Source organism: Acinetobacter sp. ANC 3882 (assembly GCF_022549545.1).
In the GTDB taxonomy this organism is placed as follows: domain Bacteria; phylum Pseudomonadota; class Gammaproteobacteria; order Pseudomonadales; family Moraxellaceae; genus Acinetobacter.
Window position 1 is genome coordinate 194,008 of the sequence record NZ_JAKZGB010000002.1, and the last position, 15,826, is coordinate 209,833.

16 protein-coding genes are annotated in these 15,826 nt (G+C 43.0%); 9 read left to right on the forward strand and 7 right to left on the reverse strand.

Going from position 1 to position 15,826, the window contains the following annotated elements; translation table 11 throughout:
• Window positions 1-120 precede the first annotated feature (120 nt).
• Together MMO42_RS06040 and MMO42_RS06045 are read left to right on the forward strand one after the other, a co-directional pair.
• Window positions 121-1,194 carry a DNA/RNA non-specific endonuclease gene (locus tag MMO42_RS06040; RefSeq protein ID WP_005147489.1) on the forward strand — a complete coding sequence of 358 codons (1,074 nt, stop codon included), beginning with the start codon at window positions 121-123 and terminating at the stop codon, window positions 1,192-1,194.
• 72 nt (window positions 1,195-1,266) lie between these two features.
• Window positions 1,267-1,509, forward strand: coding sequence for a hypothetical protein (locus MMO42_RS06045; protein WP_005297458.1), 243 nt, complete (start codon window positions 1,267-1,269; stop codon window positions 1,507-1,509).
• Window positions 1,510-1,556: 47 nt separating this feature from the next.
• On the opposite strand, the gene aqpZ is transcribed toward MMO42_RS06045, so the two are convergent.
• Complete coding sequence (gene aqpZ / locus MMO42_RS06050) at window positions 1,557-2,246, reverse strand: aquaporin Z (protein WP_005297457.1); 690 nt, start codon at window positions 2,244-2,246, stop codon at window positions 1,557-1,559.
• A gap of 177 nt (window positions 2,247-2,423) precedes the next feature.
• Entirely contained in the window at window positions 2,424-3,431 is a 1,008-nt protein-coding gene (locus MMO42_RS06055) for an AraC family transcriptional regulator (RefSeq protein WP_241319720.1), read from the reverse strand.
• A gap of 115 nt (window positions 3,432-3,546) precedes the next feature.
• Between MMO42_RS06055 and MMO42_RS06060 the strand changes: the two genes are divergently transcribed.
• The gene (locus MMO42_RS06060) at window positions 3,547-4,200 is read left to right on the forward strand and encodes a sterol desaturase family protein (RefSeq protein WP_241319721.1); all 654 of its coding nucleotides are present in this window, start codon (window positions 3,547-3,549) and stop codon (window positions 4,198-4,200) included.
• Between the two features lie 306 nt (window positions 4,201-4,506).
• On the opposite strand, the gene hisF is transcribed toward MMO42_RS06060, so the two are convergent.
• Window positions 4,507-5,265, reverse strand: coding sequence for an imidazole glycerol phosphate synthase subunit HisF (gene hisF / locus MMO42_RS06065; RefSeq protein WP_004776152.1), 759 nt, complete (start codon window positions 5,263-5,265; stop codon window positions 4,507-4,509).
• Between the two features lie 101 nt (window positions 5,266-5,366).
• On the opposite strand from hisF, the gene MMO42_RS06070 reads away from it, so the two are divergent.
• Genes MMO42_RS06070 through MMO42_RS06080 form a run of 3 tightly spaced genes read left to right on the forward strand, consistent with a single transcriptional unit; the run spans window position 5,367 to window position 7,373 of the window.
• On the forward strand, window positions 5,367-6,317 hold the full coding sequence (locus tag MMO42_RS06070) for a homoserine kinase (RefSeq protein WP_241319722.1): 951 nt from the start codon (window positions 5,367-5,369) through the stop codon (window positions 6,315-6,317).
• Between the two features lie 9 nt (window positions 6,318-6,326).
• Entirely contained in the window at window positions 6,327-6,944 is a 618-nt protein-coding gene (locus MMO42_RS06075; protein WP_241319723.1) for a DUF1294 domain-containing protein, read from the forward strand.
• A 33-nt stretch (window positions 6,945-6,977) separates the two neighbouring features.
• A complete protein-coding gene (locus MMO42_RS06080; RefSeq protein WP_005297450.1) occupies window positions 6,978-7,373 on the forward strand; it encodes a hypothetical protein in 396 nt (131 codons plus the stop codon).
• 26 nt (window positions 7,374-7,399) lie between these two features.
• Here MMO42_RS06080 and MMO42_RS06085 read toward each other — a convergent pair whose 3' ends face one another.
• Window positions 7,400-8,800 (reverse strand): LLM class flavin-dependent oxidoreductase, encoded by a 1,401-nt coding sequence (locus tag MMO42_RS06085; RefSeq protein ID WP_241319724.1) that lies wholly within the window; start codon window positions 8,798-8,800, stop codon window positions 7,400-7,402.
• A 356-nt stretch (window positions 8,801-9,156) separates the two neighbouring features.
• Here MMO42_RS06085 and MMO42_RS06090 point away from each other — a divergent pair, with 356 nt between their 5' ends.
• On the forward strand, window positions 9,157-10,407 hold the full coding sequence (locus MMO42_RS06090; protein ID WP_241319725.1) for an SfnB family sulfur acquisition oxidoreductase: 1,251 nt from the start codon (window positions 9,157-9,159) through the stop codon (window positions 10,405-10,407).
• Window positions 10,408-10,419: 12 nt separating this feature from the next.
• Entirely contained in the window at window positions 10,420-11,679 is a 1,260-nt protein-coding gene (locus tag MMO42_RS06095; RefSeq protein WP_241319726.1) for a monooxygenase, read from the forward strand.
• A gap of 65 nt (window positions 11,680-11,744) precedes the next feature.
• Here the strand turns inward: MMO42_RS06095 and MMO42_RS06100 are convergent, their stop codons facing one another.
• A complete protein-coding gene (locus tag MMO42_RS06100; RefSeq protein WP_241319727.1) occupies window positions 11,745-12,644 on the reverse strand; it encodes a DMT family transporter in 900 nt (299 codons plus the stop codon).
• Window positions 12,645-12,746: 102 nt separating this feature from the next.
• Between MMO42_RS06100 and MMO42_RS06105 the strand changes: the two genes are divergently transcribed.
• The gene (locus MMO42_RS06105; protein ID WP_241319728.1) at window positions 12,747-13,298 is read left to right on the forward strand and encodes an XRE family transcriptional regulator; all 552 of its coding nucleotides are present in this window, start codon (window positions 12,747-12,749) and stop codon (window positions 13,296-13,298) included.
• Window positions 13,299-13,380: 82 nt separating this feature from the next.
• Here the strand turns inward: MMO42_RS06105 and MMO42_RS06110 are convergent, their stop codons facing one another.
• Together MMO42_RS06110 and hisA are read right to left on the reverse strand one after the other, a co-directional pair.
• Window positions 13,381-14,838 carry a SulP family inorganic anion transporter gene (locus MMO42_RS06110; RefSeq protein ID WP_241319729.1) on the reverse strand — a complete coding sequence of 486 codons (1,458 nt, stop codon included), beginning with the start codon at window positions 14,836-14,838 and terminating at the stop codon, window positions 13,381-13,383.
• Between the two features lie 229 nt (window positions 14,839-15,067).
• Window positions 15,068-15,799 (reverse strand): 1-(5-phosphoribosyl)-5-[(5-phosphoribosylamino)methylideneamino]imidazole-4-carboxamide isomerase, encoded by a 732-nt coding sequence (gene hisA / locus MMO42_RS06115; RefSeq protein WP_004803807.1) that lies wholly within the window; start codon window positions 15,797-15,799, stop codon window positions 15,068-15,070.
• Between the last annotated feature and the right edge of the window lie 27 nt (window positions 15,800-15,826).

Here is a 15,826-nt window from a genome sequence, read left to right on the forward strand (position 1 = left end):
TATTGTCTGTAGATCAAGTGTACAGATTTGCGACATAAAGTGTCGCTCTGGGCTGAAACTCAATATACAGTGGGCTTTTGAGTTGTTAAGCTGCGCGTTCGTATTGATTTTGATGTAGTTATGGCAAAGAGACCAACTCGAAAGAGTAAAACACCATTTGCTTTTTTGAGCCAAAATATTGGAAAAATGCTGTTGGCTTTGGTCGCGACGGGAAGTTTTGCGATCGCATTTGGCAGTGAAAAAATTTCGAAGTTGATGCCATTTCAATCGAGTAATGCTGGCTGTTTAAAACAGTTTTATCGTGATGTTCCACCATTGTTGAGCAAAGACAGCCTTAAAAAAGACAGTTATGCCTTGTGTTTTAATGACTTTAATGTGATGTATTCAGGTGTATCTAAAACCCCGTTATGGACAGCAGAATACCTGACACCAGAACGTTTAAGCATCAAAATTAAACGTGAAGATAATTTCCATGAGGAAACACGAGTCAAACTTGCACATCGTGCGTTGTTATCTGATTATCGTGGCTCGGGCTATGACCGTGGGCATATGGCACCCAATGGCGACATGAATAATACTGCGGCACAGTACGACAGCTTTTCTTTAGCCAATATGGTGCCACAAGCACCTAAAAATAATCAGGAAGTTTGGCGTAAATTAGAAGAAGCCGTGCGTTCTATTGTGACCAAACAGCATAAAGATGCCTATGTCCTGACAGGTCCAGTATTTGAAGGCAAAAGACTGAAAACCATAGGCAAAGGGGTGATTGTCCCGACTGCGGTATATAAAGCGGTGTATTTACCGAAGCAGGGGATTATTGGAGCCTACTATGCGCCGAATAATAATTCTCAGCAGGTCAAAGTGGTCAGCGTCTGCTATTTGGAAGAGAAACTTGGCGTTAATTTATTCCCACAATTGACGGAGCAACAGAAGCGCAATGTATATCAATTGCCACTGTCTGCGCAGCAAGTGAAGTCGAATAAAGATATTAGTTATTCGCATTGGGATGGTCAGAGTCAATGTGCTGAAGATGCTAAAACAGATGCGATTCAAGCGCAGCAGCGTGAATTTACCTCACAGCAAACTGAGGCCGCAGAAAGCAAGTTCCCACAAATTGATGAAGAGACCAAACAGGCCTTGATCAATCAACTGGTCAATGCATTGCTGCAGTATTTCTTACAAATGTTGAGATAATGTAGAACATCTTGCAAAGTTATGCTGCTTGGCTCATGTTGTGAGACAGACAAGAACAATGAGAGGGAAAAGATGTTTAAACCGTTTGAACAGGGTGATGAGTCGTCAGCAATTTATGATCTGACGTTGGAAAATCAGGTCGATTGCGTCAGTTTATATGGTAATTTGCAGATTACCAAAGATCAGGCGGGGTTGAAAACGGCAAAGGCATTGCAAAGCTTCATTAATGATGTGGTCGCTGCATTGGAGAAAGAGAATTTACCTGAGCAGATTGAACGAAAACCTGAGCAGGATATCGAAAATCCTTTTCTATAAATAAAAAAAACAGCCTTTGAAGGCTGTTTTTTTATGGGAAGCAGGTTTTAGTTTTTCTCGCTGCCGACCACTTTGTAAATCACCGCACCAATGATGGCACCGATAATTGGTGCAACCCAGAACAACCAGAGTTGACTGATTGCCGCTGTTTCAGCAAAGAATGCGACTGCAGTACTACGTGCAGGGTTCACCGACGTGTTCGTCACTGGAATACTGATCAAATGGATTAACGTTAAAGCTAAACCAATTGCAATTGGAGCAAAACCAGCAGGTGCACGACGATCTGTTGCACCCATGATCACGATCAAGAAGAATGCAGTCAGTACCACTTCAATTAAGAACGCAGAGGCAACAGAGAAATGGTTTGGAGAAAGCTCACCATAACCATTGGTTGCGAAACCACCCGTACCCGCAAAACCAGCTTGACCTTGTACGATGATGTACAGCACGAATGCCGCTAAAGTACCGCCAATCACTTGAGACACGATATAAGGGACTAAATCTTTAGAATCAAAACGTCCACCAACCCATAAACCTACACTGACAGCAGGGTTAAAGTGACCACCCGAAATATGACCGAAAGCGTAGGCACCTGTTAAAACAGTTAAACCAAACGCTAATGCAACACCTAAGAAACCAATCCCAAGTTCTGGATATGCAGCTGCAAGCACGGCACTACCACAACCACCAAAAACGAGCCAAAAGGTTCCCAGAAATTCTGCTAAATATTTGTTCATTGTTATCACCACATCAGTTATAAAAAAATAAAAAAGCAAGCATCCAAAAATTTATTATGGATATGTTTAACCTGCGTGAAAAAATTGTGAACTAATTCACATAGGTATATAGGCTCTTATATAAAACGAGCAATGAAACTGGTCAGTTGTGAAACAGTTAGTTCCTCAGTATTTTTATTAAGAATTGTAAGTTGTGTTGTTGTTCCGCCACTGTTGCGGGGTTTGACCTGTCCAGATCTTAAAAGCTCGCTGAAAAGCGCTTTGTTCAGAATAACAAAGTAGCAAGGCAATTTCCTGCAAACTGAGATGTGGATCTTTTAAATATTCTGTTGCCAACATAAAGCGAACTTGCTGCACCCGCTCCTGAAACGTGGTGTTTTGTTGTTGTAAATGGCGTTGTAGTTGACGTACAGAAAGCCCTAGTTTTTCTGCAATAAAATCGATTTGATATTGGTTTTTTTGTAGCCCGGTCAAGATAGCATGTTGCAGGCGTTGATCCAACTGGGTTGAATTGGGTAGTTTATCCAGCAAGGCGTGGGCTTGCTGCAACAGTAATTGCTGTAAAGTGTGATCGCCAGTTCGCAGGGGTTTAAAGGCTTCACTGACAGGGATCAGGAGTTGGGTTTTAGGCTGCTCAAAACGGACTTTACAATGGAAATACTGTTCATAAATGCTGATGTTTTTAGGTGCAGGATTCACAAAATGTACTTCATGTAAATGAATGCTGTCACCTGACATAAACAGTTTAAGAAACTGCACCATCAGCGCAATCGCAATTTCATCGGTCAGTTGAGTCGGATGGGGTTCAGGTGCTTCCCAGCGAATCGAACCATAGGGATGACTTAATTCCACCACCAACGGACTGCCATCATAAATCAGGCGATGAAAGTCATGATAACGTGCCAAAGCTTCGCCTAGATTTTCGCAAGACAAGGCCAGATAGGCAATAATGCCAAGATGCTTGGGCTGTACGTAGGCTGCAATTTGCAAGCCCAAACCTGCTTTTGGATGCAGGCGATTGAGGTCTTCCAACAGGTCACGCCAAATCACATAATCAAACCGTTCGAGATTTTGAACTTGTTGTAATTGTTCAGGAATTGCAATATTTTCTGCTTCGCAATAGGCCTTTAATAAATGCCCCAATCCCCCAAAAACAGAGCCTGTATAGTTCTTGAGTTGTGACATCCTGTCCACCTCGTGTTTTGTCGTGTTTTGTCAATATAAATATATCGCATCGTCAATACTTCGCCTACAAAAATTTATATCTTTAATAAAAATAAGGAAACATTTGGAGAAAACCATGATTAAGGGTTTTATCGCAGGCTTGGCTGTTGCAAATGCATTTGAGTGGTTTGCACATAAATACATTTTGCATGGGGTACATCGTCCTGGACAGCCACGTTATAGCCCTGTGCCGAAAAGCATGGAGTCACATTGGGCACATCACCGTGAAGTGCGTAAGCAGGCATTTTCAGATGATTGTTATGTAGAAGGGGTCGATCACTGGCGGACACGTAATGAAATCATGTCATTGGCTGTGGTGGCAGGCGTTGCCAGTGTTGCCTTTTATCCGATTTCAAAAGGTATGTCTTTGGCGGCGCTTTATAGTGCAGGTAACTATTATTATGTACATCGTCGTGCGCACTTAGAACCTGATTGGGCAAAACGAACCATTCCTTGGCATTATGATCATCATATGAACTCTAACCAAGATGCCAACTGGTGTGTGACTCGTCCATGGTTTGATTATGTGATGGGTACGCGAGTGGTGTCTTCTGCCGATTTAAAAGAGACCAATCCATTGGGTTTTCCTTTACCTGCGGCTTTGTCTAAAGTGTTGACGCAAGCGATAGAATCTGTCTTTCCTGCAAAATGGGTAGAACAAAAACCAAAATTGGTCGAGACGGCTATGCTTGAGCAACAGCAAAAACAAGCACAAGAATCGGTGGCTTGAATTTATGTACGAATAACAGAGGGCAGCATCTTTTTATTGACAAATCATGACGGCAAAAATAGGGTTTTGTCGTAAATTGTCAATAAAATTGGTTTTTAATGTCAATATTTCTGCTCATTTTCTCGCTAATTTAGCTCAAGCATTTTAAATGCTCAGAATTTGTTCAAATTGACCGTATTATGCTTACCCTCTAGCGTTGTATAACGCAGTTTCCTACCTTGCTCAGCAAGGTATTTTTTTGTCTGTTAAAAGATATTGTTTAATAAAAAACCTCTCCAGCGAGAGGTTTTTTATATAGCGCATTGATTAGAGACGCATTTCAATGCCTTGAGCAGCAAGGAATTGTTTTGCTTCAGGAATAGTATGTTGACCAAAGTGGAAAATAGATGCGGCAAGTACAGCATCTGCGCCACCTTTCAAGATACCATCAGCTAAATGTTGTAAATTGCCGACGCCACCTGATGCGATGGTTGGAATATTGACGCGATCATTGATCTGGCGCATCAAGGCAATGTCATAACCTGCCTTGGTTCCGTCAGCATCCATACTGGTAATCAGCAATTCACCAGCACCGAAGTCCGCCATTTTCACCGCCCACTCAATCGCATCGATACCTGTGGGTTTACGGCCGCCATGAGTGAAAATTTCCCACTTATTCTCGCCCGTTTTTTTCGCATCAATCGCGACCACGATACATTGTGCGCCAAAGCGTTGCGAGGCTTCCTGAACAAACTCAGGGGTAAATACTGCTGCCGAGTTGATACTGACCTTATCAGCACCTGCATTGAGCAGTAAACGGATATCTTCAACTTTACGGACACCACCGCCGACGGTTAAAGGTACGAAAACGCTTTCTGCCATGCGTTCTACGGTACGGTAAGTGGTGTCGCGTCCATGATGGGTAGCAGTGATATCTAAAAAGGTAATTTCATCGGCACCTTGTTCGTTATAGCGACGGGCAACTTCGACAGGGTCACCTGCGTCACGAATATCAAGGAATTGAACGCCTTTGACGACTCGACCATTATCAACATCTAAGCAAGGGATAATACGTTTTGCGAGCATAAAATTTTCCAAAAAATCGCCAATAAAGAAAGGGGTGCTACACCTTCATGGAGGGAACAGGTATTCTATCAAACTTCACAGCTATTTTTTGCAGGTTTTCCATGTCGGTTTATACCCCGTTGAGTTTAGAAGAAGTTCAAGCCTTTGCTGAGCCTTATGGTTTAGCGGTGATTGACCTGATTCCAATCCAAGGCGGTATTCAAAACACCAATTATTTTTTGGTGGATCAATCACAGAAACAATATGTTTTAACAGTTTTTGAAGAATTAGATGCTGAAGGGGCAGGTGAACTGGTGCCTGTATTGGACTGTTTGGGTGAGGCAGATGTGCCTGTGGCGGTGCCGTTAAAGCATCATGGTCAGGCAATTCATAGCATTGCTGATAAGCCAGCACAAATTGCGCCACGCTTGATGGGTGAGCATCCAGAAGATGCAACGATTGTACAAATCCAGGCAATTGCCCAAGCACAGGCAAAATTGCATTTGGCCTTGCAAGGTTTTCCTTTAGAACGTGATTTTAATCGGAATCATCAATATTGGTCAGAGGTTGCTGATCAGCTTAAACCTCAAATGAATGCCGAAGATCAGGCTCTACTGGCACAGGTTTTTCAGCAGTTTGTACAGATCACGCAACAACACCCAGATCGCCCTACAGGTTTTATTCATTCAGATTTATTTAGAGACAATACGCTGTTTGAAGGTGATCAACTGCAAGGTATTCTTGATTTTTATGAGTTAAATCAAGATGAATGGTTGTTTGATATCGCGATTAGTATCAATGACTTTTGTACCGCCTACCCACAAGCGCATTTAGATCAAGCGAAAGCAGATACGTTCCTCGCAGCGTATCAAGGTATTCGTACGCTGAGTGCAGATGAATTGGCTTGTTTGAATATTTTCTTGGCCATGGCAGCTTGCCGTTTCTGGAGTATGCGTTTACAGGTGGCACAGAAAAATGCCGAGCAAGGCCGTACAGGCGATGACATTTTGCAAAAAGATCCTCTGGAAATGCGCATGATGTTGCAAGACCGTTTACAACGAATCACAGCTTAGGAAAGAGTCATGCGAGATCAAGGTCGTTTAGTTGAATGGTTCGATGATAAAGGCTATGGGTTTATCCAGCCCAATGACACACAAAAAGATCGTGTCTTTATTCACATTAAAGACTTTGCTCGCACAGGGCCTCGACCATTGGTGGGTTGTGCGCTGGAATATGTAGTGATTCTGGATGAGCGCGGTCGTTATCGCGCTCAGCAAGTGGTTTATTTAAAAGCCTCTCAAGTCTTTGAACATAAAGCTAAAGTAGAGAAAACAACGACTTCTAAACCTTGGTCAGCCATGCAGATTGCGATCGTCATTTATATTGTCTTTATGGTGATCGCAAGCTTTAGCAAAGTGTTGCCACCGTATACCTTATTATTTGTCAGCTTGATGAATGTGTTGAGTTATTGGCTCTATGCGCAAGACAAAGAGGCGGCGCAATTGGGTAATCGACGTATTCCAGAACAGACCTTGCATATCGTAGATTCACTTGGTGGATGGTGTGCTGGTTGGCTTGCTCAGCAAAAACTGAGACATAAAACACAAAAACAACCGTTTCGTAAGATTTATTTCTGTACCATAGTCTTCCATATATTGTTGATATGTTGGTTAATTTCTCCACTCAATGTGTTTTATTGATCGGGGGAGCTTTGTTTCTGGAGATAAATAAAAATGAATTATTCCGTTGATCAAGATCCAAACCGTACTTTGACTTTGGTTCTTTATGTACTTTATATCATTGCCATTTTTACGGGTGGTTTATTGGCAATCATTGCTTTAATCATCAACTATGTAAAACGCAGTGATGTACAAGGTTCGATTTTTGAAAGTCACTTTACTTGGCAAATTCGCACCTTCTGGTGGTATTTGGCTTGGAATATTATTGCTTTTATACCGTTCTCGTTCCTGTTCTTTACCGGAGATAACAGCACGGCCTTTGCTGGTGTGGCCGTGTCTGCAACGACCTTTGCGTTTGCCGTGATCTTTGGTGCATGGATCTGGATTGTCTATCGTGCTATTCGTGGTCTGATTGCCTTAAATGACAATAAACCGATGTATCAAGATTAAGATTGCTCAGAACTCGCTTGGTAGCACTAAGCGAGTTCTGGATTATTGACTGCCTTTGTCGTTGAATGATAGCGATAGTGCGCACCGCGATGTTGTTCTGTCAGAAGTGGACCTTGACCAAACAGCTTTTCGCGTAAGGTTCCTTCAGTATAGTCCGTTTGATATACCCCACGTTGCTGAAGTTCAGGTACTAAATATTCCACCACATCTTCAAAGCTTTGATGCGCCAAGATATAAGCCAAGTTAAAGCCGTCAATATCGGTTTCTTCAGTCCATGCTTGTAGCTGATCGGCTACAGTCGCAGCTGAGCCCACCAAGATTGGGCCATTCCCGCCAATACTAATAAATTTCGCAATCTCTTCAATGGTCCAAATACGATTCGGATCTGCTTTTACATAAGAATCAAGCATCGATTGGATTGCATCGGTATGAATATATTCAACTTTGTCTTCCGCATGAAATTGTGAAAAATCGACTCCAGACCAGCCAGATGCCAAAGTTAAACCGCCGTGATAACTGGCGTAGTTTTGATAGTCTTTAAATTTCGCCTGAGCTTTTGCATCGCTTTCATCGACCACGATCGACAGCATGGTATAGATCAAAATCGAATACGGGTCTTTGCCCTGCTCAATCAGCTTGGAACGGATGCCTTGTACCAGTTTTTTCACAGCTGCTTTGGTCGGTGCTGAAATAAATACACATTCTGCATTTTGGCTGGCAAATAACTGCCCACGATTGGATGCACCTGCTTGATAAAGCACAGGGGTGCGTTGCGGGGAGGGCTCACAAATGTGGATGCCAGGAACACTGAAATATTGACCTTGATGGTTGATCGGATGAACTTTGCGATGGTCTGCAAAAATCCCTAGTTCCTTATCACGCAAGACCGCATCCTGCTCCCAAGAACCTTCCCAAAGCTTGTAGAGAACCTCGAGATATTCATCCGCAATATCATAGCGTTGATCATGGCTGACTTGAGTTTTAAGGCCTAAATTTTTTGAACCACTCTCCAAGTATGAAGTCACAATATTCCAACCAATGCGCCCTTTGGTCAAATGATCCAAGGTACTCATCCGCCGCGCAAAGGGATAGGGGTGTTCAAAAGAAATGGAGGTGGTAAGTCCAAAGCCTAAGTGTTTGGTGACAGCTGCCATGGCAGGCACGATTTGCAAGGGATCGTTGACAGGAACTTGGACTGCGCCAGTGAGGGCATGTTCTGCGGACTGATGATAAACATCGTAAATCCCTAAAACATCCGCAATAAAAACCCCATCAAACTTGCCACGCTCTAAAACTTTTGCCAAATCGGTCCAATATTCGAGGTCTTTATATTCGGTAGAACGATCAAGCGGATGTCGCCACAATCCTGGGGATTGATGCGCAATACAATTCATCTCAAAGGCATTAAATCTAATTTTCTTGGTCATTACTCTTTACTAAATGAAAGCTTTTTATAAATATTAATGAAAAAATATCTAATTTATTAATCATAAAAAATTCAATGTTTATCATGAATCTATTGAGTAGCGTATCTGGTTTCGCTTTTTATTATTCTTTTTTAATGAAATTCAAAAAGTTATTTTGTTTTCTCGGTATGCATGTATTGAGGTGTAAATGAATACTGTAAACGTGGTTTTTTATTTGATTTTAAATGACTATTTAAAAAAATCAGTGGGTGGGTGGTTTTATTTTAAATAAAAAGATTTGTTTCCAAATTTAACTTATAAATAGGCAATAAAAATAGTGCTAGTTTATTTTTATAAATGAGAAATGAGTATTTATAATGACCTCGAAAATAGAAATAAAACTGGAAGATGCACAGAGTATTCCCCAAGATTTTTACTTAAATAATACGCCAGCACATGTGATTGCTTCAGATCAGGAAGCACTCGCTGTGGCACATCGCTTAGCAGCTACTTTTGCCCAAGAGGCGGCGAAGCGTGACCATGAGCGAAAACTGCCCTTGCAAGAAATCCAGCAATATTCTGCCTCAGGTCTTTGGGGAATTAATATCCCGAAACAGTTTGGTGGTGCAGGGGTAAGTTATAAAACCCTTGCTGAGGTCGTGACGATCATTTCCAGTGCAGATTCATCTCTGGGGCAAATTGCACAAAATCATTGGGCCTTTTTAGAACATATCCGTTTGGATGCTTCATTGGAACAACAGCAATTCTTCTTTGCACAAGTATTGGCAGGTAAGCGTTTAGGCAATGCATTTTCTGAAAAAAACTCAAAAACAGTCGCGGATCTGACCACTAAAATTGAATTCAAAGATGATTATGCGGTCATCAGTGGCCAGAAATTCTTTGCCACGGGAGCATTATTGGCACATTGGATTCCTGTGGTTGCAGTCAGTGATGATGCAAAAGTATTTGCTGCACTGGTGCCACAACATACGCCAGGATTGACCATTGTAAATGACTGGAGCAGTTTTGGTCAGCGCACCACAGCCAGTGGCAGCGTGCAGCTAGATCATGTGCGTGTCGATCTGAAATATGTGGTTCCGATTCATCAGGCTTTTGAACGTCCTACTGCAGCAGGTGCAATTTCGCAAATTATTCAGTCAGCTGTCGATGCCGGTATTGCACGTGGGGCAATTGAGGAAACGATTGGTTATGTCCGTGAATATGCACGCCCTTGGATTGATTCAGGTTTGGAACAAGCCTCTGACGATCCCTATACGATTAGTAATATCGGTGAGCTGAAAATTAAACTGCGTGCTGCGGAGGCGGTTTTAGCTTTGGCGGGCGAGGCTATTGATCGCGCTTTAGCAAATCCCACTGAGGAAACCGTGACCGAGGCAACGTTGATTACCGCCGAGTCTAAGGTACTGACCACTGAAATTGCATTGTTGGCGGCCAATAAATTATTTGAGTTATCTGGTACGCGCTCGACCTTATCCGAGTTGAATCTGGATCGGCACTGGCGTAATGCACGAACACATACGCTGCATGATCCCGTACGTTGGAAGTTTAATCTGGTGGGTAATTATTATCTGAATGGTGTGGCACTACCACGTCATGCGTGGAGTTGAGAGGAGCGTATTATGACAATTCAAAGCAATCAAAATCTCTCATTGGGTGCGCATTATGAGCAGGTGGCGGGCAAGTTCCGTCCGATCTTTGCGCGTATTGCAGAGGGTACGTTAACCCGTGAAAAGCATAGAATTTTACCTTATGAGCCCATTCAATGGCTTAAGCAGGCTGGCTTTGGTGCCGTACGTGTCCCTGTGGCTTTTGGTGGTGATGGCGTTTCACAAAAGCAATTATTTCAGTTGTTGATAGAACTTGCTCAAGCCGATTCCAATGTGGTGCAGGCATTACGCGGTCATTTTGCCTTTGTCGAAGATCGTCTAAATGCACACAAAACTGAACCTCAGACCGTATGGTTTGAACGATTTGTACGTGGGGAAATTGTTGGTAATGCATGGACTGAAATTGGTAAAGTCGAAATCGGGGATGTCGTGACCCGAGTGACGGCAGCACAAGATGGAAAATTACGTGTGAATGGTCAGAAATATTACTCCACAGGCACGATTTTCGCAGACTGGATTGATTTATTCGCTTTGGATGAAACCACCAATCAACATGTCATTGCTGCGGTTTCCACTCAAGCAGAAGGAATTGATATTGTCGATGACTGGGATGGTTTTGGTCAAAAAACCACGGGCAGTGGAAGCTTAACACTTAGCAATGTCGAGATTGCCCGTGATCATGTCCTTGTCTTTGAAAATCGATTTAAATATCAAACCGCTTTTTATCAAGTGGTGCATCTGGCGACTTTGGCGGGCATTGCACAAAGTGCAGTACAAAACTTTAAGCAGGAAGTGCAGAAGCGTACTCGTATTTATAGCCATGGCAACGCGGGTTTAGTACGCGATGATGCGCAAATTTTGCAGGTAATTGGCAAAGCCTCTGCGCAGGCTTATGCGGCTCAAAGTATTGCACTAAGTACTGCGGAAGCATTGGATGAGGCCTATCTGCATCATTTTCAAAATGATGAGCAGGCTGAGTTAGCAGCCAACGAACGTGCCGAGTTAGCGTCATCACAGGGGCAGGTGGTGATTGCGGAATTGGTGTTGAATCTGAGTAGCGAGCTGTTTAATGCTCTGGGTGCATCCGCCAGTACCACGGAAAAACAGCTAGATCGCTTTTGGCGGAATGCACGTGTCATAGCCTCTCATAATCCACTTATTTATAAGCAGAAAGTGATTGGCGACTGGGAAGTCAATCAAGCTCCCTTGCCTTATGTCTGGCAAATTGGAAATAGTCCTGTTGCAGCGAAACAAAACGAAATTCCTGCCTAGAGAAAACTACAGTGAATAACAGTGCTTATTTTTCATCGGCACTGTTATTTATCTTCTCAATTGCCTTATTTATTTTCTATAATTTTCTTCTTTTCAAAAAATTTAAATTTCAGCTCGCTGACTAAAATACCGAGTACCACCAATAAGCCACCAAACAAAGCCAATAAAGTTAAGCGTTCTCCAGCAATACGACCGATTACACCTGCCCATACGGGTTCACCTGCATAAATAATCGCAGCACGTGTTGGATCAACCATCCGTTGCGCCCAGTTCATCACAAACTGAATTAAGGCACTGGCAAGTCCTAACGCCACGGCAATAATCACCAAACCCCATGAGAAGTTGGGGATACTGTGTTCACCCACCATGGGCATACTGGCAAAAGACAATAATGATGCCACCGCCAATTGAATGACTGTGACCCGTCTTAGGTTTACTTTTCCTGCAAAATAACCAATCAGAATAATTTCTAAAGCGACGGCAAGAGCACAGATTAGGGTTAAGATTTGGCCATAACTAAAGTTAATATTTGAAAAGCCATTACCCGTTAAAAAGATCAATCCGATAAAGGCCAACGCAGTACCGACCCATGTCATCAAGGGCGGTCGTTTTTGAAAGATCGCCCACATGAGAATTGGGACGAGGGGGACATATAGTGCGGTTAGAAAAGCAGACTCGCTGCTCAGAATCGTTTGCAGCCCAATGGTTTGTGTACCATAACCAATTGCAATCAAAACGCCTATCGCTGCACCTGCCATGCTTTCTTTGAGTGTTAGCCCACGCATCGATTTCATTGAAATCAAGAAAATGGCTAGGGTTGCAACTGCAAAACGACAACCTACGAAAAACATGGGGGTACTAAAGTTCAGTGCATATTGCACGGCTAAAAAAGTGCCGCCCCAGATCATGGTAATAATAATAAGTGCAATTTGTGCGGCTTTAGGGGATTGTGATAAAGCAGTCAAGACATCGCTCCAGTGAGATATAGTGCAATATATTGCACATGTTGCATTGCTTTGAACTATTGTGCAATATATTGCTCATATTTTTATTTGTTGTGATTATCAATGAGTCATTCAGAGGTGGTATTGGAATATGTCGGACAGAATATCCGCCTTTTCCGAACGGAACGTCAATTGAGTCAGCAAGAATTGGCAGACCAAGCTGGTGTTAGTCGCCGTACCATCGCAGCCTTAGAAACAGGGCAAGTCAACATTAGTTTGGCCAAGCTGGATGCAATTGCAACAGCTTTGGCTGTGGACTTTAAAAGATTGGTCAGTGCATCGGCCTTAAATGAATCTGCGATTGTGAATACCTTGGCTTGGCAAGGACAGTTTCCTGAAAGTCGGGCAACTTTACTCGCCGCTGTACCTGCCCACGCTCAGGTGGAATTATGGAACTGGAGCTTAGCTGTTGGAGAGATCTATCAGGCTGAAGCGGACCCAAAAGGTTGGCAAGAATTGATTTATGTCTTAGAGGGAGAATTAACCCTGTCGTTTGAACATGAAAATCGAGTCGTTCAGGCAGGGGATTCAATTTTATTTGAAAGCTCTGTCGATTATCGGTATCTCAATCAGGGCGACACCCGCGTGCGCTTTATTCGCAACGTCATTTATTAATCCTGAAAAAGCGCTTGAGCTGGTTGCTTTAAGCGCTGTAGTTTGACGGATTTTGGATTGGGTTCATGCATTTTCGAGCATATTAAATCGAAGTCTGATGTGTACCATATTTCTCAATCATGATTGAACTTGCTTCGTTGAGACCTCGCACACTGACGTGCACGCCTTTACGCTGGAATTTATGCACTACACTGTCGATCATCGCCACTGAGGTGACATCCCAAATATGTGAATGGGTTAAATCAATCATGACGTCATTGACGTCTTCGTTGAAATCAAAACACTGCATGAATTTTTCTGACGAACTAAAAAAAATCTGCCCTTTGAGATCATATACCCGTGTAGAACCTTCAAAATAGCACTCAACACGAATGTCTTGTTCTAATTTATTGGCAAGGAATAATGCTGATAACAACACACCTGTCAGTACACCCAAGGCTAAATTATGGGTAGCGACCACAACAATGACGGTGGCAAGCATCACGATATTGCTGCTCATAGGATTGTTTCTAAAACTGCTGATGGATTTCCATTCGAAAGTGCTGATAGAAACCATAATCATGACCGCAACCAAGGCTGCCATTGGAATCACTTTCAACCAGTCACTGATAAAGACCACTAAAATTAAGAGGAAAATACCTGCTGAGAAAGTTGATAAACGGGTCAACCCACCTGATTTGACATTAATCATGGACTGTCCAATCATGGCGCAACCTGCCATGCCACCCATAAAACCAGAAGCGATATTGGCGATACCTTGACCCTTACATTCTTGAAACTTGTCGCTTGGGGTATCGGTCATTTCATCAATAATGGTCGCGGTCATCATCGACTCAAGTAAACCCACTGCAGCCAAGGCAACAGCATACGGAAAGATAATTTTTAAGGTTTCAAAGTTGAAGGGAATATCTGGAATCAAGAATACAGGAAGTGTATCGGGTAATGAGCCCATGTCTCCGACGGTTCGAATATCAATGCCGAAGTAGAGGGCGAGCAGCGTGATTGTAATAATACAGACCAAAGGCGAGGGGAGTAATTTTCCAATCTTCGGGATGAGTGGAAATACATAGATAATGACCAGACCCAGTAAAACCAATGCATAGACCTGCCACGTTACATGCACCAGTTCAGGCAGTTGCGCCATAAAAATTAAAATCGCCAGCGCATTGACGAATCCAATCACTACAGATTTGGAAACAAAGCGCATGAGTTTCGCCAGCTTTAAATAGCCAGCCATGATTTGTAAAACACCCGTGAGCAAGGTGGCGGCAAGTAGATATTGCAAGCCATGCTCTTTGACTAAACTGGCCATGACGAGAGCCATTGCACCCGTTGCAGCAGAAATCATCGCGGGACGACCGCCGACAAACGCAATCACAACTGCGATACAGAACGAAGCGTATAAACCGACTTTGGGATCTACCCCTGCAATGATAGAGAAGGCAATGGCTTCAGGAATAAGTGCTAAACCGACAACCAGTCCAGCCAAAATATCCGCACGGATATTGGAGAACCATTGCGCTCGAATATTGGATAACATAGAAATAGCCTATTCTTTAGGAATTTTTAAAGGCTAGTGATGTGATATACAGACACACAACTACACCACATCACTAGACAGTGATGAGTTAATACATAGGGCATGTAAAAAACTTAAGGTGGCGTAAGCATCATGTGAGGAGAGAAGACCTGAATTGGGACTGCGGCTAGAATAACATTCAAAGGACCAAAGCTCTAGCTATTCTGACAATAACTAGAGCTGACAATGCTTAGAGCGATTGTTGGTCTAACAATAACTGCGCTTCACGAAGACTTAATGTGCCTTCATAGATTGCACGACCTGTGATCGCACCTAGGATGCCTTTTTTGTCTTTTAGATTACGGACATCATCCAGATTGGTAACACCACCTGACGCAATTACAGGCAGACCTGAATAATTGGCCAAGTTCACAGTTTGTTCAACGTTAACACCCTGCATCATGCCATCACGGGCAATATCGGTATAAACAATGCTTGATACGCCTGCATCCGCAAAACGTTTGGCAAGATCAGTCGCTTTCACATCAGTGACATTGGCCCAACCATCTGTTGCCACCATACCGTTGATCGCATCGATACCGACAATAATATGACCTGCAAAGCGTTTACATGCTTCTTCCACAAACTCAGGCTCTTTTACTGCTTTGGTGCCGATAATTACGAAAGAAACGCCAGCTTCTAAATAATGTTCGATGGTTTCGAGTGAACGGATACCGCCACCAATTTGAATTGGTAGTTCAGGCTGCGCACGCGCAATGGCTTCAACCACAGGTTTATGAATCGGCGTACCTGCGAAAGCACCATTTAAATCGACTAAATGTAAACGACGTGCGCCTTCATCCACCCAATGTTGTGCAGTTGCCACAGGGTCTTCAGAGAAAACGGTATCGTCTTCCATACGTCCTTGTTTTAAACGGACACATTTACCATCTTTCAGGTCAATTGCTGGGATGATTAGCATGCTTTCGCTCCTTGCGTCATCATAGAG